The 24,579-nt window shown below is 38.3% G+C and carries 14 protein-coding genes and 4 tRNA genes; 10 read left to right on the top strand and 8 right to left on the bottom strand.

Annotation, left to right across the window (positions count from 1 at the left end; translation table 11 throughout):
- Positions 1-198 precede the first annotated feature (198 nt).
- Positions 199-1,107 (bottom strand): tRNA 2-thiocytidine(32) synthetase TtcA, encoded by a 909-nt coding sequence (gene ttcA / locus BEN71_RS05745; RefSeq protein WP_068974888.1) that lies wholly within the window; start codon positions 1,105-1,107, stop codon positions 199-201.
- Between the two features lie 494 nt (positions 1,108-1,601).
- Between ttcA and BEN71_RS05740 the strand changes: the two genes are divergently transcribed.
- Together BEN71_RS05740 and htpX are read left to right on the top strand one after the other, a co-directional pair.
- Positions 1,602-2,513, top strand: a complete 912-nt coding sequence (locus tag BEN71_RS05740; protein ID WP_068974889.1) for a lytic transglycosylase domain-containing protein — start codon at positions 1,602-1,604, stop codon at positions 2,511-2,513.
- 336 nt (positions 2,514-2,849) lie between these two features.
- Complete coding sequence (htpX, locus tag BEN71_RS05735; protein WP_068974890.1) at positions 2,850-3,755, top strand: protease HtpX; 906 nt, start codon at positions 2,850-2,852, stop codon at positions 3,753-3,755.
- A gap of 112 nt (positions 3,756-3,867) precedes the next feature.
- Here htpX and BEN71_RS05730 read toward each other — a convergent pair whose 3' ends face one another.
- A complete protein-coding gene (locus tag BEN71_RS05730) occupies positions 3,868-4,452 on the bottom strand; it encodes a DUF4112 domain-containing protein (protein ID WP_068974891.1) in 585 nt (194 codons plus the stop codon).
- Between the two features lie 181 nt (positions 4,453-4,633).
- Positions 4,634-5,665 (bottom strand): L,D-transpeptidase family protein, encoded by a 1,032-nt coding sequence (locus BEN71_RS05725; RefSeq protein ID WP_068974892.1) that lies wholly within the window; start codon positions 5,663-5,665, stop codon positions 4,634-4,636.
- A gap of 471 nt (positions 5,666-6,136) precedes the next feature.
- Between BEN71_RS05725 and pyrC the strand changes: the two genes are divergently transcribed.
- The 4 genes from pyrC to BEN71_RS05705 all read left to right on the top strand — a co-directional run bounded on the left by pyrC (position 6,137) and on the right by BEN71_RS05705 (position 9,502).
- Positions 6,137-7,171, top strand: a complete 1,035-nt coding sequence (gene pyrC / locus BEN71_RS05720; protein WP_068974900.1) for a dihydroorotase — start codon at positions 6,137-6,139, stop codon at positions 7,169-7,171.
- Complete coding sequence (gene rnt, locus BEN71_RS05715) at positions 7,156-7,815, top strand: ribonuclease T (protein ID WP_068974893.1); 660 nt, start codon at positions 7,156-7,158, stop codon at positions 7,813-7,815. Before pyrC ends, rnt begins: the two co-directional genes overlap by 16 nt.
- A 20-nt stretch (positions 7,816-7,835) precedes the next feature.
- Positions 7,836-7,911, top strand: a tRNA-Glu gene (locus BEN71_RS05710).
- A gap of 151 nt (positions 7,912-8,062) precedes the next feature.
- Positions 8,063-9,502 carry an amino acid permease gene (locus BEN71_RS05705; protein WP_068974894.1) on the top strand — a complete coding sequence of 480 codons (1,440 nt, stop codon included), beginning with the start codon at positions 8,063-8,065 and terminating at the stop codon, positions 9,500-9,502.
- Positions 9,503-9,524: 22 nt separating this feature from the next.
- Here BEN71_RS05705 and BEN71_RS05700 read toward each other — a convergent pair whose 3' ends face one another.
- Positions 9,525-10,256, bottom strand: coding sequence for a hypothetical protein (locus BEN71_RS05700; protein ID WP_068974895.1), 732 nt, complete (start codon positions 10,254-10,256; stop codon positions 9,525-9,527).
- Positions 10,257-10,473: 217 nt separating this feature from the next.
- Between BEN71_RS05700 and BEN71_RS05695 the strand changes: the two genes are divergently transcribed.
- From BEN71_RS05695 to BEN71_RS05680, 4 genes are all read left to right on the top strand, one after another.
- A tRNA-Glu gene (locus BEN71_RS05695) sits at positions 10,474-10,549 on the top strand.
- Between the two features lie 263 nt (positions 10,550-10,812).
- The gene (locus BEN71_RS05690; RefSeq protein ID WP_068974896.1) at positions 10,813-12,234 is read left to right on the top strand and encodes an amino acid permease; all 1,422 of its coding nucleotides are present in this window, start codon (positions 10,813-10,815) and stop codon (positions 12,232-12,234) included.
- A 341-nt stretch (positions 12,235-12,575) separates the two neighbouring features.
- Positions 12,576-12,651, top strand: a tRNA-Glu gene (locus BEN71_RS05685).
- Positions 12,652-12,696: 45 nt separating this feature from the next.
- Positions 12,697-12,772 (top strand) — tRNA-Glu (locus tag BEN71_RS05680).
- Between the two features lie 117 nt (positions 12,773-12,889).
- Here the strand turns inward: BEN71_RS05680 and BEN71_RS05675 are convergent.
- From BEN71_RS05675 to BEN71_RS05660, 4 genes are all read right to left on the bottom strand, one after another.
- A complete protein-coding gene (locus BEN71_RS05675; protein ID WP_068974897.1) occupies positions 12,890-13,474 on the bottom strand; it encodes a YiiX family permuted papain-like enzyme in 585 nt (194 codons plus the stop codon).
- A gap of 155 nt (positions 13,475-13,629) precedes the next feature.
- Positions 13,630-14,919: a putative solute-binding protein gene (locus BEN71_RS05670; RefSeq protein ID WP_406565264.1), complete on the bottom strand. Its 1,290-nt coding sequence runs from the start codon at positions 14,917-14,919 to the stop codon at positions 13,630-13,632.
- A gap of 340 nt (positions 14,920-15,259) precedes the next feature.
- Positions 15,260-23,413, bottom strand: coding sequence for an Ig-like domain-containing protein (locus BEN71_RS05665; protein ID WP_161553507.1), 8,154 nt, complete (start codon positions 23,411-23,413; stop codon positions 15,260-15,262).
- A complete protein-coding gene (locus BEN71_RS05660; RefSeq protein WP_039251835.1) occupies positions 23,403-24,335 on the bottom strand; it encodes an IS5-like element ISAha3 family transposase in 933 nt (310 codons plus the stop codon). The genes BEN71_RS05665 and BEN71_RS05660 overlap by 11 nt, the downstream gene beginning before the upstream one ends.
- Positions 24,336-24,579: the final 244 nt, after the last annotated feature.

The following is a 24,579-nucleotide window of genomic DNA, read 5'->3' as shown; positions in this document are numbered from 1 at the left end:
TTTATTGTGTCATCTATCCAGACAACATCGTAGTGAAGCATTTTGCTTGCCCAATGTTATAGCATGATAATTTCAGTTTGGGCTAAAGTTTTTTGTACGGACTGTTCATATTTGATTGGTTTTATCGTTTTATTTTTATAAATCAGGCACTCATTTCAATATGAGTACCTGATTTGATCATTTAATTGGCATAAATGATCATTCAGCTGCAAAACTAAGATTGACCACATCTAGGCGATTTTTCATCTCTTCCGTATCACACTTCATATCAAACTCACGTTCTTCATCCAATTTTTCAAAATCAAATAAGTCACGATCCGCCAGTTGAGATGGCGATACATTTTGTAATGCACCAAAAATACTATGCAAACGTTTTGGATACTGCTTATCCCAATCACGTAACATGTCATTTAAAATAGCACGTTGTAAATTTTCCTGAGAACCACAAAGGTTACATGGAATGATTGGGAACTTACGGATTTCCGCATATTTGATAATGTCTTTTTCTTCAACGTACGCCAAAGGACGAATCAAAATATTCTTTTTATCTGAAGAGAGTAATTTCGGTGGCATGGCTTTTAAGCTTCCACCATGAAATAAGTTTAAGAAGAATGTTGCGAGTATATCATCACGATGGTGACCTAAAGCCACTTTAGTTGCACCAATCTCTTGAGCAAAACCATAAAGTGAACCACGGCGTAAACGAGAGCACACTGCACAATAGGTTTTACCCTCAGGTGTCAAACGCTTGGTAATGGTATAGGTGTCTTTTTCCAAAATATAATAAGGAATATTATTTTCTTCCATATATCTTGGTAAAACATCTTCAGGGAAACCGGGTTGCTTTTGATCGAGGTTGACTGCAACCACATCAAAGTTAATCGGTGCAATACGTTTAAATTGCAACAAAATGTCAAGCAATGTGTAACTGTCTTTCCCACCAGAAACACAGACCATTACCTTGTCACCTTCCTCAATCATTTTAAAGTCACGAATCGCATGACCCACCTGACGACGAAGTTTTTTCAAAAGACGATAATAAGCCGAACTCGTTGGAAGTTCTGGTTTGAAATTAAATCCTTGTTCGGACTCAACTGGCGAGTACATAGACGCGTTTTACCAAAAAAAAAGACTGCGTAATTTTAGCCGATTTGTTCGTTCATCGCATCTAAAGATTTTTTATTTTTGCATTATATTTTATTTGGTCATATTCCTGTCTTATTCACACATCTAAAATAGACCGCTAAGTTCAAATTATAGCCAAGGTGCTTATCTTTTGGACTTTTCCACAGTTTTCCACAAAACCTGTGGATAAAATTGTGGATTGTTCAGGGCTTGACAATCGTTTCTCACGCTACGATGGGCTTTCTATTTAAATTGATCATTTTTCAACCAGTATTTTTAGTTAATAATTTTCAATAACTTAGACTAGTCAATAGGTAGTTTTCAAAAAAAAATTAAAATTTTTTTTGATTAATATGTCTACAATTAAGACTTGCATTTTTCTGTTTGTATTGTTAAAACTCAATTCATAGTTTTTCTTGTTGATGATCTTTGATAAACTCCCAAAGGAAATTGGGGAAATATTTTAATTACTAAAAATGAAAAAATTGATTACGGGTTCACTGGTGTCTTTTTTGGGGTGTATGAGCTTTGCTTCATTTACATCACAAACTTTTGCTGGTCAAATTTATTTTTATAAAGATCAAAATGGCACAACTTTACTCACCAACCGTAAAACCTCAGATCGTTCGTTACAAAAAGTCAAAGTGACTTATTACAAAGACAGCAATATTCATAGTTACAGCAACTGGGGAAATTCAGAATCCTCTGTCCTGCCAAGCTATAGTAAAAATAAAAACTCTTTTGACAGCATTATTCGTCAGGCAGCACAAACGCACGGTGTTTCAGAGGGTTTAATCAAAGCCGTCATGCACACCGAATCTGGCTTTAATTCAAATGCCAAATCTCCTGTCGGTGCACAAGGTTTAATGCAATTGATGCCTGCAACCGCACGACGTTTTAATGTGTCCAACTCCTATGACCCACAGCAAAACATTTACGGTGGCGCAAAGTACCTCAGTTGGTTAATGAAGCGTTTTAATGGCAATACCAATTTGGCTTTAGCCGCTTATAATGCGGGTGAAGGCAATGTCGATAAATACGGTGGTATTCCTCCATTTCGTGAAACTCAAGACTATGTACGACGTGTCACAAGTCGTTTAAATAATCTATATTCAGGTGGCTTAGGACTTTCTGCAAGCAACACCAGTAATAGCAATGCATCGACTACTGGGCAAATCATTGCTCAATCAAATCCAAATAGTAACTCAAACACTCGTTCAAATAATGAAAGTAGCCCTCAACTCAATAATGCTTCAAACATTCAACAGGTAAAATATAACCCTCGCCCAATCATTGTTTCGTCGGATGGTACATATACTGATGCACCTGCAGGCTCATACGCAACCGCACATGCGAGCGCATCTGCAAATATTAGTATCAGTAACTGATTTTTGAATTATCCGTATGCTTTAGGTTTTGTTTTACTCTATCTAAATCTAATTTAAATCAATGATCGGTAAACAAACCTATCAATTATAATTTTCACAATTTTTAACAATACATTTAAAAGCTCCGATTTTCTCTTCATGAGAGAATCGTTTTTTATCGTATTCGAAATAAATAATATATTTAGGGCTAACTATTCAAATCAGCTGATTCTTCAAAATACTCCATGGATAGTTTTTTCCAATTATTCTTGAATTTTAATCATCTAAACCTCATATTCCTAAACATGATTTATTTTTGATAAGTCACTTATCTATTTTTAAAAGAGGATTTATTCCATGATGCGGATTGGTTTGTTTTTGCTAACCAACCTCGCGGTACTGGTTGTAGCTGGCCTTATCCTATCTATATTAGGTGTTGGGAGTTACCACGGCGCTGGCGGTCTTAAACTAGGCAACCTGATGGTCATCTGTTTGGTATTTGGTATGGTAGGGTCTTTAATTTCCCTATTTATGTCAAAATGGATGGCGCTTAAAACGACAGGCACTGAATTAATTGATCCAAATGCTCCTCGTAGCCAAGCTGAAGTTTGGTTATTACAAGAGGTTGCTCAACTTTCTCAACGTGCTGGTATCCAAATGCCAGATGTTGGTATCTTCCCTTCATATCAATCCAATGCCTTTGCAACAGGTTGGAATAAGAACGATGCGCTCGTTTCTGTTTCAACAGGTTTATTGGAACGTATGAACAAAGATGAACTTCGTGCAGTCCTTGCACATGAGATTGGTCACGTTGCCAATGGCGATATGGTGACACTCTCACTGATCCAAGGTGTAGTGAACGCCTTTGTCATGTTCTTTGCACGTGTTGCAGGTGATTTTATCGACCGCAATGTCTTCGGACGTGAAGAAGGTGAAGCCCCTGGTATTGCATACTTTGTGATTTCTATGGTTTTAGATATCGTATTTGGTATTTTAGCCTCTGCAATCGTGATGTGGTTCTCTCGTCACCGTGAATACCGTGCCGATGAAGCGGGCGCACAATTGGCAGGTAAAGAAGCGATGATTTCGGCATTGTTACGCTTACAAGCTGAATCAGAAATGCCTGATCAAATGCCAAAAGAAATGAAAGCTTTCGCAATCGCTGAAGGTAAAGAACAAGGATTTAGCCTAGCTGCTTTATTCCAAACTCACCCAAGCATTGAACAACGTGTTGCAGCTTTACGCCAATTGAATTTGCCTTAAGTAAAATATTTAGAGTTTAATCAACAAAGCCTCCTAGATGGAGGCTTTGTTATTTACAAGGTCAATCAAAAATTAAAATCCGCCATTTTCGATAAAAACCACTCATCACCGTCTACTTTGTCTGGAAGCTTTGATACCAATCCCACAACATTTGTACACCAAACCACATAGCAATCCCAATCAAGACCAGAACAATCAGTCCAAAAATATCTGGAATATGAATCCATAACCACGCCACTACTGGATTTCTCCAGAAAGCCGAAGTTTGTTGTTTTTGTTCTAATTTTTCATGCAGAAATGGATGTACCACATGATCATCACTCCGAATTTGATATTCATTCCGAATATGTTCATGTACGACGTCCAAAGCTTTACGACTAGGGCGAATAAAAATATCAAACAAAGTTCCAGCAATTGGAATACACCCTACGATGCCATCCATCACCGCTAATTTTAGTACGCCATTCAATTTTTCTTGGGGTACCCCAATTTGCTTGGCTTTATATACGGCATAACAAGTCATAGCAAAACCAGCAATATCTCCAGCAACAGGAATCGTACTGAGTGCGGCATCTGCACCGACCCCTTGCTTGGTAAATGGAATCCGAACCACTGAATCCATCATATTGGCAAATTTAGCCAAATCACGTTCGAGTCTTATCACTTCTTGAGTCGATAATTTTTTTTCTGTGCTCATGCAATAATCATCTTTTAAGTGTAAATATAAAATTAATCATAACGAATAAATTCAGTATCTTGTGTATAAATTTGATATTTGACTCACCTTTTACATGCTAAGGAGAACGTTCTAAACAAATAAAAGGCTAAACATTTACATGGATAGCCTTTTAAGTATGCTGCTACTCAGGTGAATCCAATTAATCTAAAAATCTGACGACAGCGCCCTCTTGCACTTTACGCCCCAAATCATTGGCATCCCAATTGGTCAAACGAATACAACCATGAGAGGCTGTTTTTGAAATTGACGATGGATTTGGTGTTCCATGAATACCAAATGTCGGTTTACTTAATGCAATCCACATATTCCCCACAGGTCCATTAGGTCCAGGTGGCAACGATAACTTCTTCTTATTCCCCGCTTGTACAAAGTTTTTCGGGTTATACATATATACTGGATTAGGTGCAACTTTAATCACTTTATGTGTCCCCTTGGGCGATGGTGTACCCGATGCGCCAATAGTTGCAGGGAATGAAGCAATCATTTGATTTAAATGATTATATAAATATAATTGTCGAGCTGGCTTATGCGCAATAATTAAAGAAATATCTTGAGGAAGATCATTGCGAACGATAGGTACATTAATCGTCTCACCGACTTTTCTAAAATTCGCTTTAGGATTGATCTGCCTTAAAAAGTCTTCATCAATATGAAACTTCTCACCGAGCATTTCAGTGACCCGCGTATAGTAAAGCCCTCTCATTTTTGCTTGTTGAGCATAATTTCGCGGAATTGCTTTTGCATAAGGGCCTTTAATATCCTCTGCGCTAATCTGATAAGCAGCAAACGCAGCAGATTTTTGATTTTTAAGTAAACTATCCCATGTCTGTTTATCTAATTCACCACTAATCGGCAACCCTTGGATCTGCTGATATGCTGCAAGTGCTTTTAAAAAGTTTTTCCCGCTTTTTCCATCAATTGCGCCAGGTGAGGCATGCAGATTATTCAACATGACTTGTGCACGTGCATAAACAGGAAATTGTCCGCGCCCTAAATGAGCAGACCAATTTGCTGTATTTATACCATTCAAAGACCAATCTTGCTTTGAATTTACAGAAATAGATTCTTGATTATTTTCAGTTTTCTTATTTTGTTTCGCAAATGCTTGGACTTGAATATTTAACCCAACAAGGCAGATGATACAAATAAAGTTCGGCAGAAACTTGCCCATATTAAACTCGCTTATGACTAAATATTATAATTGATTTAATATTTATTAATTAAACTTATTTACAACACGCTAAAGCATGTTTAAATTACTGTTTTTAAATAAATTAAAATCAATAACATTCTACCTCATAACTGAATAATTTAATCACCAAAACAGTACGTAAATAGAACCTTTACATGATGCTATTATCATTTTTTAACAAAAATATGCAATAGCACAAATTATTATTACGCAATTAAATTTATGTTTTTTATACTCAACTGTATATTTCATTCTATTATTGACTCTACAGATGATTTTATAAATGTAATCATTAACACTTTAATATGACAGTAACATAACCAGATTGCATAAATTATAGGCTTTAGGGCTGTTTTTAATCATTTAATTCTGCTTATTGATTAGAAATTGCTGTTATCATTTTAAGGTGTAATGGATTATTATCTCTTTTATTTGTCAGTAAGAATTGCCTTGAATACGATCTCTTTGCTTCAGCCAGATGACTGGCATGCTCACCTCCGTGATGGTCTTGCTTTACAACGTACAGTTCCTGATTTAGCCAAACAATTTGCTCGCGCAATTTGTATGCCGAACTTGGTTCCACCTGTTAAAACGGTTGAAGAGGCAAATGCCTATCGTGAACGTATCATGGCGCATGTTCCTGAAGGTATTCAGTTTGACCCGCGTATGGTGCTTTATTTTACCGATCAAACTTCACCGACTGAAGTGCGTAAAATTAAAGAATCTGAACATGTAAACGCGATTAAGCTCTACCCTGCTGGTGCAACCACCAACTCTGACAACGGTGTAAGCGATATTCGTAAAGTCTATGCTGTAATTGAACAACTTGAAGAACATCAAGTTCCGTTATTGTTGCATGGCGAAGTCACTCACAATCATGTCGATATTTTTGATCGTGAAAAACGCTTTTTAGATGAAGTGCTTGCACCTTTATTACGTCAATTTCCAAAATTAAAATTAGTTTTAGAACACATTACCACCAGTGAAGCAGCACATTTTGTTCTTGAACAAGATCGTAATGTTGCTGCAACGATTACTCCGCAACATTTATTATTTAATCGTAATGATATGCTGGTGGGTGGTGTAAAACCGCACTTTTATTGTTTACCTATTTTAAAACGTCAAACTCATCAGCAAACTTTACTTGAAGTTGCAACCAGTGGAAATCCTAAGTTTTTCCTTGGAACGGATAGTGCGCCACATTCTAAAAATGCCAAAGAAAATGCATGTGGTTGTGCAGGTTGTTATAGCGCACCAACAGCGATTGAGCTTTATGCGCAAGCATTTGACCAAGTGGGTAAGATCGAACGCCTAGAAGGCTTTGCAAGTATGTTCGGTGCAGACTTCTATGGTTTGCCTCGCAACACAAATAAGATTACTCTTGTCAAAGAAGATCAGGTTATTCCTGAAAGTTTAGATTATTTGAATGGTGAACAAATTATCCCGCTCTATGCTGGAAAAACCATTCAATGGAGAAAGGTGTGACAACTGAAACATTACCTGTGATTGGACAACGTTTTCGTGGTTTTTTACCCGTCGTTGTTGATGTAGAAACAGCAGGTTTTAATGCGGATACTGATGCATTGCTAGAAATAGCATGCATCCCCATTGTCTATGATGCTGATGGAAAATTTGTACCAGGTGAAGCGCATCATGCGCATATCAACCCATTTGAAGGTGCGAATTTAGATCGTCGTTCATTGGATTTTATCGGTGTAGATCCATTTAACCCAATGCGTGTTGCGATGGCAGAAGATGAAAAATCTGCGCTGAAGCGCATGTTTAAAGCTGTGAATGAAGTGCGTCGTGCGCAGCACTGCACCCATGCAGTCTTGGTTGGGCACAATGCACACTTCGATTTAGGCTTTTTAAAAGCTGCCATCGCACGTACTGGTACTAAAAATCAAAACCCTTTTCACAGTTTTTCTGTATTTGATACAGTGACTTTGAGTGCGGTAATGTTTGGTCAAACTGTATTAGCAAAATCATGTATTCAAGCAGGAATTGAGTTTGATGGTCATGAAGCACACTCTGCTTTATATGACACACAAAAAACGGCTGAACTGTTTTGCTATATTTTGAACAAACTCGCTCCACACTTACTTGACACTTTGATGGCGGATCAATAAGATAGCGCCATCTTCTAAACGTCCCTATCGTCTAGAGGCCTAGGACATCGCCCTTTCACGGCGGTAACCGGGGTTCGAATCCCCGTAGGGACGCCATCTATTTTATAATTACTCAAATTCCTCACTCCCTATCACTACCTTATAAATATTTAGTTTTCTTAGACTTTCATCTCTGTTTCTATATTTTATTTTGTGAATTTTCACGTTTTCCTTTAAAATAATGCTTTAAAACTGTTTCTCCATCTCTATGCAATCTCCCGATCAATCAAATCAGCAGTCAAATTTCGACAATCATGCTGATGGACAGTCTATTGTCTTAAAAAGATCCATGACCAGACGTCATCTGATTATGCTGTCTTTAGGTGGTGCCATTGGTACTGGTTTATTTTTAAGTTCTGGTGAAGTGATTGCACAAGCAGGGCCTATCGGTGCAGTCATTTCTTATATCATCGGCGGCTTAATCGCCTATATGGTCATGCTGTGTCTTGGTGAACTTGCTGTTAACCAACCTGTGACAGGTTCATTTGGTGCATTTGCTTCTCGGAATATTGGTCCAGGCACAGGCTATATGGTGTCTTGGATGTACTGGCTGGGTTGGTCAGCAACATTAGGTACAGAATTCACTGCTGCTGCGATGCTGATGCAGGAATGGTTTCCCACCACATCTATTTGGTTATGGACGCTGGTCTTTATTGTTGCCGTACTCATTTCTAATCTGACTTCAACCCGCTTCTTTGCTGAGTCTGAGTTTTGGCTTTCATTTGTCAAAGTGGCGACCGTGCTGGTCTTTATCCTACTGGGGCTTGCAGCGATCTTTGGTTTGATTCCTTTTCATGGTTATGAATCTGCACCTTTATTTAGCAATTTAACCTCACATGGTTGGTTACCCAATGGGTTATTCCCGATTTTTGCCACCATGTTGATTGTGAATTTTGCGTTTAACGGTACAGAAATGATCGGGATTGCGGCAGGTGAAACAGAAAATCCTGAAAAAAATGTCCCCAAAGCGATTCATGCTGCTGTTTGGCGTCTGATGATCTTCTTTGTAGGAACGATCATTGTGATCAGTTCACTGCTTCCATACCAAGATGCAGGTTTAGCAGCACATGGCGAAGGCATTAGTAATAGCCCTTTCGTTTCTGTGTTTAACTTGATTGGGATTCCATACGCTGAAGATATTATGCGTTTTGTGATTATCACCGCCCTACTTTCTACAGCAAACTCTGGTTTATATGCGGCTTCTCGTATGATGTGGGCGCTCTCTGTTCAGAAACAATTACCGAAAATCTTTTCAAAATTAACCAAATCTGGCACACCTGTCATTGCGATTCTTGTGACCATGATTGGCGGTTTACCTGGATTATTGTCTGAACAGTTTGGTGCAGATGTCATCTTTAAAAATCTACTAGGGGTTGCTGCTTTTACCATGGTGATTGTATGGATGAGTATCTGTTGGAGCCAATTTAATTTCCGTCGCAAATGGCTCGCCGGTGGCAAAACTTTAGCCGATTTAAAATTTAAAACGCCTTGGTATCCATTGGTTCCTATTCTTGGTTTTATTACCTGTACCGCAACAGGACTCAGTATGGCAGCAGATCCTGAAATGTTGTCTGGGTTTATTGGTTGCTTGTTATTTATGGCAGCCTGTTATGCAACTTACTATTGGTTGTATCATCAAAAAAATTAAATATAAGCATAAAGAACTCGCCCTATGGTGAGTTCTTTTGTTTCAACATTGCATTTTCAAAAAAATAATCTAAATTTTGCAAATATACATCTTGAATGACTTGTGAATCTTCAAAATCAGGTTCCGCTGAACCAGTGAGCATCGTCTTAGACAGAATAATCGCCAAGATAAAAACAATACCTTGAAAAATCAATCGTAAAATACCTGAAACAAAAATCATTAAAAGTGCTGAAACTGCAAAAATGATCCATAAGAAAATAAGCAAACCAGAATTACTTTTGGTCCGAATGACAGGCTCAACACCCTCCTGATCGCTTGGTTTTCTTTTATTCGCTCTTAAATCTTGCTTTTCAGGTGCCTTTAACAAGTCTTTAAAATAAGATTCCAAACCTGAATAAGCTACTAATACTTGCTGACTCAGTTCAACTTTTTTATTAATAAACCCTTGAAGTATTGTATAAACTTTAAACACACTCAAAATATTCAACTTATAATTTTCAGGTGACTCTAAAATATATTCAGGTATTTTACGACGTTTAAACGGTTCTGCCTGTAGCATCTGAATCAAATCGGAATGGGTAAAAAGTGCAGGTACTACATATACCTTGTCATATATAGAAAAAAATTGTGGCGCACGTTCAAGTTGCATAAAGTATCTAAAAATATTTTCATCAATATCTAACTGACTTGGGTAATATTCAAGCTTTTGAATATATTGATCAAATGCATTCATTTCTATTTTTTCTGCGTTCATTTTTTTAATGCACCAAATTTTAATCAGAAAATTTAAATTATCCAACTTTATTTTTTGATTTATTTGCTATCCCCTCATTCAATTACATCTGCTTAAAGCCTATAAAAAAATGAACAACACACTTATTCGATTGATTATTAAACAAATAACACATTTATTGATAAATCTATTTTGACAATAAAGATATTTATCATTAATATACGCATCACCTCATAACGTCCCTATCGTCTAGAGGCCTAGGACATCGCCCTTTCACGGCGGTAACCGGGGTTCGAATCCCCGTAGGGACGCCATATTCGAGATTGTTTCGCGATGAAACATCTCATCAAAAAGCCTGAGCAATACGACTTAGGCTTTTTTATATCTAGTGATTTCTCCAAAGCATTTACAACAAACTCAAAAACTATCTATATGTTTTTTCTTTATTTTTAAAAATAAAATTATATAGCATACATTTATAGTGATGATTATTTAGCATAAAAACCACGCAGTCATTGCACTATTTATCAATTGGACTAAAATATCGCGCTTCTCGTTTTATTTAACTTCGAAACTTATGCAGCCATCACCTCATCCACATGATGCCTCCCCTACATCATCGCCACTAAAACGTGCAATGACGACACGCCATTTGGTGATGATCTCGCTTGGTGGTGCGATTGGCACAGGACTTTTTTTAGGTTCTGGTGAAGTGATTGCCCAAACTGGCGCAATTGGTGCAATTATCTCCTATATCCTTGGTGGGATTATTGCCTATATGGTGATGCTGTGCTTGGGTGAGTTAGCTGTACATATGCCTGAATCTGGCTCATTTGGCACCTATGCTTCCAGATATATCGGTCCAGGTACAGGTTATACCGTCACTTGGCTATATTGGTTAACTTGGTCTGCCACTTTAGGTACAGAATTCACTGCTGCTGCCTTGCTGATGCAGGAATGGTTTCCACATATTTCGATGTGGCTCTGGACCATTATTTTTGCCGCAATCGTTTTTGGCTTAAATATGAGTTCTACCAAATGGTTTGCTGAGTCTGAATTTTGGCTCTCCCTAGTGAAAGTGATCACTGTCGTTGCTTTTATTTTGATTGGTTTATTGGCGATTTTTGGTATTGTGAATTATCAAGGTCAAGAAACAGCCCCATTATTTAGCAACCTCACTGCTGCGGGTTGGTTCCCTCAAGGCTTATTCCCAATATTCACCACCATGCTCATTGTGAACTTTGCCTTCTCTGGTACAGAGCTAATCGGTGTTGCAGCTGGTGAAACTGAAGACCCTGCTAAAAATGTACCCAAAGCAATCAATACTGCAATTTGGCGTCTACTGATTTTCTTTGTCGGTACAATTATTGTCATCAGTGCATTACTTCCACATGAGATGGCAGGTTTAGACGCGCATGGCGTCAGTAGTAGTCCATTCGTTACCGTGTTTAATCATATTGGGATTCCATACGCAGAAGATATTATTCGCTTTGTGATCATTACTGCTTTACTCTCTGCTGCCAATTCAGGCTTATTTGCTGCCTCACGCATGATGTGGTCACTTTCAGCCAAGAAGCAGCTTCCAAGCATATTCTCTAGAGTCAATGCACGTGGTATCCCCTACATCGCAGTCATTGTGACAATGTTTGGTGCTTTACCTGGCTTGCTTTCAGAGCAATTTGCACCTGAAACAATTTTTAAGAACTTACTCGGTGTCGCTGCATTTACCATGGTCGTTGTCTGGATGAGTATTTGTCTTAGCCAATTTAACTTTAGACGCGAATGGTACAAACAAGGTCATACTAAAGCTGAACTTGGCTTTGCTGCACCATTATTCCCCATCGTACCGATTCTTGGCTTTATCTTCTGTTTAATTACCTGTATCAGCATGGTATTTGACCCAGAAATGGTTGTTGGTTTTATTTGCTGTATGATCTTTATCATCGCTTGTTATATTAGCTATGCCTTACTCTATAAAAATAAGAATGAAATCTCATAAGGTTTCATTCTGAGCAATAGCAAAAAAGTGCAGCAATCGACTGCACTTTTTTATTTCCACCCTTGAATCTCAAGGAAAAGTACATCAATGAACATATCAACATCAATCCAAGCCTTTGGATGCTATTAAAATAACTTCATTTCAGGATATAGCTGAAAGTTGGAACTGTGAACGTACTTTCAATTTATATGGCTAAAAAAATGGTGGAAAATTCTTCATAATTTAAGCAATTTTCCAATATTGCTGTGTTTTTAAACATCTAAACATTATTTCAGTTTTTATTGCAGAAAAAGGTTTGACACTTTTCCATATTCACCCTAATATACGCCCACCTCTGAAACGACCCTATCGTCTAGAGGCCTAGGACATCGCCCTTTCACGGCGGTAACCGGGGTTCGAATCCCCGTAGGGTCGCCATTAAATTAATGGTTTAGTTTCTAAATTCAAAGGTTTGCCTCATTTGTCCCTATCGTCTAGAGGCCTAGGACATCGCCCTTTCACGGCGGTAACCGGGGTTCGAATCCCCGTAGGGACGCCATATTCGAGATTGTTTTACGATGAAACTTCTCATAAAAAAGCCTGAGCAATACGACTCAGGCTTTTTTACGTCTACATCTATTATTTTAAATAACACTCAAATCAATTTTCTTAAACATCATTGAACCGTAATTAATTGCTTAGAATTAAAAATAGCACTTGGTGCAATCACCTTTTCATCTAAAGGAATTTTTTGCCCATAACGCTGTTTCATCAATGCTTTCACACTTGGATCAGTAAGATCAAAACTTTTTAATTGCGCTAAGGAGGCTAATTCTATTCCCAACGCACCTTTATAGGCTTTCCACACAATTTCAGAACAGTAAATCGCATCATCATTCCATTCAAAATAGATGTCATACGGTTTATTTAAATATGCCTCTGCATCTTTAACTAATTTATTTTGCTGACTTAGCGTCAAACCCGATTTAAAACGCTTTACCACATAGCTTTTATTTATCCCACGATCAACCCATTGTTTTAATGGTGTATATTTCACAGGCTGTATAGCTTCCAATACCCAAGTCTGCCCTTGCTTATTTACAATCAGCCCCATATGGCTATAGGGTGAATGCGTTGCCTTTTGAATCACTTGGCTTTGTGCAGATTTGGAGGTATGAAAAACAATATCGCCTGTCTTATAGGGCGCTGAATAAGCAAATGCAGAAATGAAACTAAGACCCAATACTAAATATCTATTCATCACAGCAAACTTTATTATTGATTCCCGTAATGTATGTAAGTTAATCCATCTAAGCAAGTTATAAATCAATCACACATAAAAAAGGAGTACAGCCAAACATCACTCTACTCCTTAGTCCTAAGTCCTAAGTCCTAAGTCCTAATTAAGGCACGATTTTATTCATCATTTAAAGCACATTCAAAGCTACTAGGATTCTGACCACAACGTACTTTCTTTAAGATCTTCATCATTGCAGGGTCATAATAGCCCTCTTTGGTCATTGCAATTCGTGCTTCACGCATGATTTTAATATAGCCTGGTTTATCTGCTTCACGAATATCAAACCAATACTTTTCAGGCACATCTTTTTCCAGTTTATCAACAAATTGGAACGCAGGAGAAAGTTGTTTTGAAATCATTTCACGTGCAATAGGTCCCAAGCCCGCAGGGAATTTATTGCGATGCATAATCAACGTCCCTGTGACCTGAATCAGTGGGAATTTGATAATTCCACCGACCACATTGCCATTTTTATCCGTCATACCCTTTCTGAGTTCTAGAGGTTTAAATAACAAAGCAGGCCCCGCCATAATATCGACTTCTTTGTTATTAAACTTACCGCCTACTGTGAGTAAATCGACAGAAACAGGTTGTGCTCCAACATTTTGAACCAGTTTCTTTTGAGTCGCATCAAAATTCATCACAGCAACTTTTTTACCTGCGGCTTTGGCTAAGGTATCAATTTTACGGTCATTGACCATGATATAAGCAGCACCCAATGGCACGATACCAACAATTTCATAATCTTTATTGACCATTTTGGCATCGTATTCTGGGCGTGCCAATAACTGAATCACTGACGTGAGTTGCTTATAATTTTGCACTGCACCAATTGCGTCAATACTACCGACAAAGGGATTAAATTGTCGTGCACGGATATTACTAATTCCTGCACCATCACAACGCTTACTTCGAAAATCTTCTGTGAGTACACGCTCATCGGTATACACTTTTAGTTGAATATCCGTGGAAGCCTTTTGTTTTAATTTTGGATAATCTAAATCAATTTGCATGGACAACTTTGTTGGACGTGTCATTTTCATATTCACCCCAAACTCTTTGGCAATCTGCGTGATACGAGGCATTTCACTGATATAACTGGTGGCTTGCTCAAAAGCTTCGCTGTTTGCCCCATCAGGTGAATAAACACATAAAGTGACTGTTTTAGGAATTTGTTTCCAGACCTTAGGGTCATTCATCAGCACTTTAATTTTATTTTTAGAATGCTCTGATAAGGTTAAATCCAATTTTGATGCAGGCGCTGCTAGTATCTGCTGTGGAACAAACAATGCTGTACACAATGAAATTGAAATAATCTTAAAACCCAACAGTAACTTAGGTTGAAATACTTTTTTACTTCCAAATGCTTTTTGATTTTCTGATCTATGATCATTTTGCATACGCATGACATTGTCCATAATGATGTTATTTTCCGATTCTTTTAGCTTAATCTTTATGACGTATATTTAAATTGACTTAAATAAATCCAACATTTGTCAGAAAAGATAGAGCACCTTTATCAAAATAAAAATTCACTTTTTAAGTCTATATTTCAATCATATATTGTACATAGACATAGTAAAGTCTCTTCTTCCTTTGGTCGGTTTAACTCGATACAAGAAAAATTAAAGCAGTTATGCTAAATCAACTGTTGCATATAAATGCCTTAAAATATTGTTTCTTAGTCAATAAAAAAGCCCCCGAAGGAGCTTTTTTATTTAGAACAAATTATCTGTAATCAAATCATCAGAAAATGATGATTTGATTGTTTTCCAATAATTCTTTCAACGTTACATCAGTTGTTTGATTATTCAACACTAACAATTCAGTACTTTGATAGCTGCCTGCTGTACCGTCACGGTCGATCGAAATCACTGCTTGGTCTGCATCGGCATCATAACTTACTGTGAGGTATTCATTGATGTTTTCAAGGCTTGCATTGGTGTCAAGCAAGTCTGAAACATTGATATGATCTGTAGATGTGAAGTGCTCCACTGTTGTTAATGTATTGCCACCAGTGTTGTCATCGTTGAGTAGATCGAAGATGATGTCACTCGTGTCTTCATAATCCATTGACATACGCATCATAGAAGCTTGTGCTGTTGGTTCAACCAATAACGCTTCTAGATTAGCTTCTTTATTTAAGAACGCTTCAAATTGAGCTTTAAAATCTTCCGCACTACCAAATGGATCATTTTCATCATCATACAATTGAGTTGGAACTTTTATGGTTAACTCAAAATTAGCTGTTTTAAATGCCGCAGCTTGTGAATCAGTAAGGACATACCATCCTTTTTCCGCTACCAAAAGCTTACCATTTAAGTAAATTTCTGGCTTAATAGTTTTTTCCTGATCACTCACTAAAATGGTTTCGGTCGCACTATCAATGAAGCTAGAACTAAATTTAAGACCACCCAATAATTTACCATCGACATCATCACCAACCATCGCTGATGAAAGTGTCATTGAGAAGTTTTTAAATGATGTAATAACTCCATCAGCATTTGCTGTAATAACAGTACCATCACCAAACGCAACACCTTGTATGTTATTAAACATAAAGCTCAAAGGCTCACCAGTAATCGGATTTTTATAAATAACACCATAATTATCAAAGAAGTTGGTTTTACCATTATTGGTCATTTTACTTTCAATAATAAACATTGAACTATCAAATGGTTTATCAAAAATAATCCAATCGCTGGCTTGATCACGTGGACCATCGATATTCAATGTTAGCTTATTACTGAAACCCGGAGCTAGTGCTTTAAGTGCTAGATATGCATCAATATCGATAACATGAATATCTGATATCTTATCGTCTTTCGAGCTGTGTCCATTCATATCACCCTGAACTTTATTTTCAATCTCGCTTTGAAACGCTGTAAATAATAAATCTGGATTATCATTCCATACTTGTTCACGAATTGATTGTTTAACACTTGGATCAGTAATGTCCCATTCGCTATTCAAACCGTGTTCTTTCAAATATTTATCAACTTCAGCTTTATATAGCTTGTGAAACACACCATCGTAAGTTGGTTGTGGATTACCGTTTGCAATATAATCCACTTTAATTTTCGCTAAAATATCATCAATTTGGGTCTGAATATTCTGAGCATAATCAATAACTTTAATATTTTCGACAGGTGTTACAGTAATTGGATGCTCTGTTACAACTGGCGTTGAAGAACCTACGGTTTCAACACTGACTGAAACTTTAAGATCATCACCAGATAAATTACCAATATCTGAAATTTTCCCAGTAATTACACCATCTTTATCCACGGTAACCTGAATTTGCTCACCATTCGGGCCAGTTACGGTCACCTTAATATTTCCAGCTGCCAACTGTTCTTTTTGCTCAGGTGATAATCCAAGATTGACAGAGAAAGTATCGTAAACGTCATAATTACCGTTTTGATCTTTATATACCTCTGACAAACCTGGTAATGAGTCATCATAGACACCAGACAATTCAATTAAGTCAACTAAAGTTGCTGTTACACCGTTTTCTGGAACTATTAGTGCATCCGTAATTTCACCTTGTCCTGTCACACCCCCAACTTCAAGTGTCACAGTTTCAGTACCTTCAACTTCATTATCTGTTGTCGCTGTATAGGTCACAGTGAAACTATCTACGCCCTTAGGTACAGTAATTTTTCCTGTAGTTGCATCATAAGTAACACCATTGCTAAAGCGTGGTGTTCCATAATCATCAGCGGTCGCACTATCATTAATCCCACCACCCAATTTAAAGCTAAATTCAGTATCGTGCGTAGTGGCTTTACTCAATGTGATGGTATGAACTAAATCCTCACCCTCATCTGCTTGAGCTGGAGAAACTGTTGTAACAGTTGGATCAGTGAAATCAAACTGGTTAACATAAATATTACCTAAGCCTGCTTTATAATCAAAAGTACCAGTCGCTGTACTAGATTTTAAACCATCTTCATCATAAATCGTAACTTCAATCGTACGCTCACCATCTGTAACAGTTTGATCTTTTTTCACACCAAACATGAGCAAGTTGATCGCATCAGAGAAATCTTTATGTGACAATGCACCATTTGTCGCAGTGAGGGTTAATTCACTACCATCCTTACTCCATGAAGCTTTAATCCCTTTTGGCAAGACTGGTATGATAAGTGCACCTTGCAACTCGCCAGATACTTTGATAACAGCTTTTGATACCTCAGCACCATCTTCGTCAGATATTACAAAACCCTCACCTGTCAGAACTTTTACATTCCCAGCAATCGCATCTACACCTGTACCATCATGATTCCAGACAGAAATCTCATTCTTCCCAGCAATTAATTCTGGTAAATTAATTCGACTTTTATCTGCATCAGAAATAAATAACTCAATTAACTCAGATGATGAAGTGGATGAACTAGCAAAGAAACGAATACCATCTTTATCTATCACAACTTGGATACGAGGTAACCCATTGGCATTTTCATTCCATGGTGTAGTCCCATTAGAATCACCAAATGGTTTTCCATCAGCCGTTTGCAATATGATCTGATTTGTCCCATGTACCTTATCACCAGCTTGCAACTGGAATACTGGTGTATTGGTATTAGTTCCTTTATCAATGATTGATTGACCATTTACCAATAATGCAAATGAGTTATCAACCAATGTCAAGTTAATAATAATCCGTGCTGTGTCAAGATCATCAGCGCTTAATTCAACATATGTATTATGTTTCTTAGCTTTTGAATCACTAGGTGAGCTTGAACTCTTATCAGAATTAGAACTACTAAACGAACCATTACCGTCATCACCACCAGTAACTTTCACAGTCTGTGTTGGTTCTTTAGAAATAACTTCTGGCGCTTTTAATATATCACCATTTCCTGAACCAGCATTTTTTGCTGCGTCAAAATAAGTATCATTCGCTATATCAGCTTTTGCATCGCCAGATGTATAGGTAATAGGCGCAGCCCAAGTCAAACCACCATCCTTACTTACCAAACCACTGTCAAAGTTAAATCCTTGAGTTGTAAGTAAATCTTTCACTTGTTCAGCTGTTAAAGGAACACCATTGGCACCACAAGGAACTTCACTGAACTCAATGATGATATGTGGGTCAGCTAAATTACTTTCTTCAAGTGTGATTATTACTGTTGGTGGAACCATATTGATGTCATTCTCATCACTATTTGATTCGCCTGGGTTACCCGCTTTGTCGGTATAACTGCCCTCAGGAACTTCCACAGTCACTTTACCTTCAACGTCTTCTGGTACTTTACCTGTCCACGTTAAACCATCTTCTGAAGGTTTAAGTGTGATTTCAATCGGATTACCATCTCTATCCGTGATCACAAAGTCTGTTTCTGGATCAATCGTGTCTGGATCTACATCAGGGTCAAAGGTGACTGTGATATTACCTTCTTTATCTACAATAACCGTCACTGTTGGTGGAACCATATTGATGTCATTGCCACCACTATTTGGTTCACCAGGGTTACCCGCTTTGTCGGTATAGCTACCCTCAGGAACTTCTACAGTCACTTTACCTTCAACGTCTTCTGGTACTTTACCTGTCCACGTTAAACCATCTTCTGAAGGCTTAAGTGTGATTTCAATCGGATTACCATCTCTATCCGTGATCACAAAGCCTGTGTCTGGATCAATCGTATCTGGATCCACATCAGGGTCAAAGGTGACTGTGATGTTACCGTTTTTATCAACAACAACAGTCACACCTGGTGGAACCATATTGATGTCATTGCCACCACTATTTGGTTCACCTGGGTTACCCGCTTTGTCGGTATAAGTTGGGTTACCCTCAGCATCTGTTGCAGGAACCTCAACTTTCACACCACCTTCAACATTTGATGGCACTTTGCCTGTCCACGTTAAATGATCTTCACTTGGTGTTAAGGTGATCTCAACTGGTTTACCATCTTGGTCTTTGAGTGGATTGCCTTCTTTATCCGTGATCACAATGTCAGTTTCTGGATCAATCGTACTTGGATCCACATCCGGATCAAAGGTGACTGTGATGTTACCGTCTTTATCTACAATAACTGTCACTGTCGGTGGAACCATATTGATGTCATTCTCACCACGATTTGGTTCACCTGGGTTACCTGCTTTGTCGGTATACGTTGGCTTACCATCCTCACCTAGTGCAGGAACCTCAACTTTTACACCACCTTCAACATTTGATGGCACTTTACCTGTCCAAGTCAAACCATCTTCCGAAGCTTCAAGCTTGATCGTAACTAGTTTGCCATCTTTATCTTTGAGTGGATTACTGTTTTTGTCCGTGATCACGATGTCAGTTTCTGGTTTAATCGAATCACGGTCTACATCTGAGTCAAATGTAACAGTGATGTTACCGTCTTCATCTACTACAACTTTCACTGTTGGTGGCTTAATATCTCGGATTGGATCACTTTCAGCTGTATTCGATATAGATCTACCACCTTCAGCTGTTGCTACTGCTGTAATATGATTGGTGTCTTTAATTGAATCTTTAGGCACTTGAATTGACCATGTACCATCGCCATTGATTGCGACTGTATTATTAGTAAGATTTTTATCATAGGTATACGTCTCCCCATTCACAGTTACTGTCAGTGTATCTGGATCAGAGTTACTGATCTTCCCTGTGATCGTAATCGTATCACCACCTTGGGTTAAATCTTCCCATTCAGCTTTATTGATCACATCATCAAATGCAATGGTGTCAATACTCACAAATGGTAAGCTCACTGTATCTGAGATCTGCTCACCATCAGGATGATCATCAGTTGGTGTTGTAGTCGTAGTCGCTGTGATTTTATCCCCCTTAACATCGCCCTCTGTTCTAAAGGTATATGTACCATCCCCATTGTCTATCCATTCAACAATACTGATAGGCTTACCATCTACTATTAAAATAATATCTTCTGGTTTCTGAGAGCTTTTCACAGTGATTTCTGTGCTTTGACCATCTTCAGTCGGTTTAACACTAGTGATTTTGATCGTTTCTAAGACATCATGACCATCTGATCCTTTATTTCCTGCAAGGTCTTCATAGCTCTGATCTCTCACTTCAACAGTAACTTCTTGACCAAGTGTTACCTTGATTTCAGCTGTCCAAGTATCAGTAACTGGATCATAATTCAGGCTATTTGGAACTAAAGTTCCACCAGTGACTTTAATATCTGCCTCTGTAAAACTGCCATCCTTAAGTGTTTCTGAGAATTTAAATGTCACTGTAGAGTTATTTGTACCATTATTATTTGAAACAATAACGCTGTCTTTAATCTCTGTCGTCGCCTCTGGCTGACCTATAATCTCCTTGATCTCTAGATCACCATTGACTTTAACTTTTACAGTCCAAGTACCATCACCATTGTCTATTAGACTATCTTCAACAATCTGACCATTTGTCACAATATCACCAAGTTCAAGTGAAGTGACACCTGAAATAATGACGGTTTTAATCGTTTCAGGTTCGATTTCTACTGTCACTGTCGGTGGAGTTGTATCTACAGCTACTGTAGCGTCATTACCTGTACCAGGATTGCCTGTTTTGTCAGTGTAGGTTGGGTTTCCATCTGCATCTTTCGCAGGCACCTCTACGTTTACTTTTCCGTCAATATTTGGCGGTACTTTACCTGTCCAAGTGATACCACCATCTGCTGATGTCAGTGGTGGAACAGTCACTGGCTTGCCTTCTTTATCAAGAATTGGCTTGCCTTCTTTATCTGTTAAAGTGACCTGAATATCATCTAAGCTAATTGTATCTGTATCCACATCTGGATCAAATGTAACAGTGATCTTACCATCTGGCGTGATTTCTACTTTTACACCTGGAGGTGTTGTATCTACAGGTACTGTAGCGTCATCACCTGTACCCAAGTTGCCTGTTTTGTCTTTGTAGCTATTCTCGGGGACTTTTACTGTGACTTCACCATCGACATTTGGCGGCACTTTACCTGTCCAAATCAGTGGATCATCAGTTTTTTCTAAAGTAAATGGATTACCATTTTTATCTTTTAATGGTAAGCCATCTTCGCCCGTGATCACAAAGTCTGTATTCGGGTCAATCGTGCTTGGATCAACATCTGGATCAAAAGTTACAGTGATCTTACCGTCTGTGCCAATTTCAACCTTCACACTCGGAGGAGCTGTGTCAACAAAAACAGGTTCACCTTCAGGATCTGGCTGACCTTCAGAATCAATATTTGAATTACCAAGCTTACCAGGGTTACCTACTTTATCTGTGTAACTGTCTGCTGGTACTTCAACCTTAACTTCACTTTCAACATTTGGCGGTATCTTACCTGTCCACGTAATACCACCATCTGGTGTAGTCCATGATAGAGCAGGCACTAGATCGCCATTTTTGTCTTTTAACGGTTCAGCATTTCCATCTGTGATCACAAAGTCTGTATTTGGATCAATCGTGCTTGGATCTACATCTGGATCAAATGTGACTGTGATCTTACCATCTGGCGTGATTTCTACTTTTACACCTGGAGGTGTTGTATCTACAGCTACTGTAGCATCATTACCTGTACCTGGATTGCCTGTTTTGTCAGTGTAAATTGGATTATCATTAGCGTCTTTCGCAGGGACTTTTACTGTGACTTCACCATCGACATTTGGCGGTACTTTACCTGTCCACGTAATACCACCATCTGGTGTAGTCCATGATGGAGCAGGCACTAGATTACCATCTATATCTTTTAATGGTAAGCCATCTTCACCCGTGATCACAAAGTCTGTATTTGGATCAATCGTGCTTGGATCTACATCTGGATCAAATGTAACCTTGATATCACCGTCTGTAGTAATTTCAATTTTTACACCTGGAGGTGTTGTATCCACAGCTACTGTAGCGTCATCACCTGTACCAAGGTTGCCTGTTTTATCTTTGTAGCTATTCTCAGGGACTTCAACCTTCACGATACCATCGAGATTTGGCGGTACTTCGCCTGTCCAAATAATGCCACCATCTGTACTTATTAATGGAATAGTGACTGGGCGACCATCATCATCCAGAATTGGCTCACCTTTTTCATCAGTTAAAGTGACCTGAATATCATCCAAACTAATTGTATTTGTATCTACATCTGGATCAAAAGTTACTGTGATCTTACCATCTGGCGTGATTTCTACTTTTACACCTGGAGGAGCTGTATCAACAAAAACAGGTTCACCTTCAGGATCTGGCTGACCATCAGAACCAATATTTGAGTTACCAAGCTTACCAGGGTTACCTACTTTATCTGTGTAAGTGCCTGCTGGTACTTCTACCTTAATTTCACTTTCGACATTTGGCGGTACTTTACCTGTCCACGTAATACCACCATCTGTGGTTTCAAATTGTGGGGCATCCACTGGATTACCATCTATATCTTTTAATGGTAAGCCATCTTCGCCCGTGATCACAAAGTCTGTATTTGGATCAATCGTGCTTGGATCTACATCTGGATCAAATGTAACCTTGATATCACCGTTTGGCGTGATTTCTACTTTTACACCTGGAGGTGTTGTATCTACAGCTACTGTAGCATCATTACCTGTACCTGGATTGCCTGTTTTGTCAGTGTAAGTTGGATTATCATTAGCGTCTTTCGCAGGGACTTTTACTGTGACTTCACCATCGACATTTGGCGGTACTTTACCTGTCCACGTAATACCACCATCTGGTGTAGTCCATGATGGAGCAGGCACTAGATTACCATCTATATCTTTTAATGGTAAGCCATCTTCACCCGTGATCACAAAGTCTGTATTTGGATCAATCGTGCTTGGATCTACATCTGGATCAAATGTAACCTTGATATCACCGTCTGTAGTAATTTCAATTTTTACACCTGGAGGGGCTTTGTTGCATAAACATTCAAAAGCTGAGTTTTCCCCAATCCATTCAAATTTAAGTGACAACTTGGGTGTGAGGTCTACCTAATTCCGTAAATCTATTCAGAACTGCCACACGCGCATGAATTTCATTGACCTGACTTTGAAAATGTCTTGCCGTCAGCTTATCTCCTAATAATTTGATGCAATGCATCTTGGTTTCCACCAAACTACGACGGTGATAACCCGACCATTTTTTCCATAGGGTTCTGCCTAAATGTTTAACCGTTTGAAGTAACTCATTTCGTTCTATTGAACTTATTTTAGAATCTTTCCAGGGCTTGGCATTCTTTCTGGGTGGAATTACTGCATGTGCTTGACGATCTGAAATCACTTTTCTGCAGCACTTCGTGTCGTACGCGCCATCGGTATAGACAGAATCTATTCGCTCATCTAGTGGAATTTGATCCAGTAAATCACCTAGTACTTGTGAATCACTGACATTATTTGTAGTAAGCTGAACGGCACGTATTTGCAGTGTTTCAGCATCTATACCAATATGCAGTTTACGCCATTGCCGACGGTATTCAGGCTGATGTTTTTTACGCTTCCATTCGCCTTCACCTAAAAACTTTAAACCCGTAGAGTCGACAAGTAGGTGTAACCCATCATGACTTTTCTGATAGCTTATCGCAATATCAATATGCTTTTGTCGTCTACAAAGGGTGGAGTAATCTGGTGCTGTCCAATTCAAGCCACAGAGTTTAATCAGGCTTTGAACAAAGCCAGTAACCATACGTAAAGAAAGACGGAATAGAGATTTGATCATTAAACAGCATTGAATCGCTGTATCGGAATAAGTTTGATTTCGTCCTTGCTTGCCTTGTGGTTGTGCATACCATTGCGTCTTAGGATCAAACCAGATTGAAATATTTCCTCGCTTGATTAAAGCTTGGTTATACGAGGACCAATTGGTTGTACGGTAAGTTTTAGGTGCAGGCTTCTTCATCTGGAAATTATATTGCTAAAGAAGCCCTCAAGAATAGCTTTGTGCAACAAAGCCTATTTAATTTAAAAAGTATTATCTTAAATTCAAACAAAGTTATTTTTAGGCATTATTTAAACAAGATAGCGATACAGTTAACATTTTATCCAGTTGATTTTAAACCACATCTATAGAATCGAATGGTTATGTAGTCATCAGCTTTCAATAAAAGTGGCTAAAAAAGGGAGCTGATTTCTTATTTCCATGA

It is taken from the genome of Acinetobacter wuhouensis (genome assembly GCF_001696605.3).
Classification (GTDB): domain Bacteria; phylum Pseudomonadota; class Gammaproteobacteria; order Pseudomonadales; family Moraxellaceae; genus Acinetobacter; species Acinetobacter wuhouensis.
The sequence above is the reverse complement of the archived record's forward strand: the minus strand, read 5'-3'. Positions and strand labels throughout refer to the sequence as shown.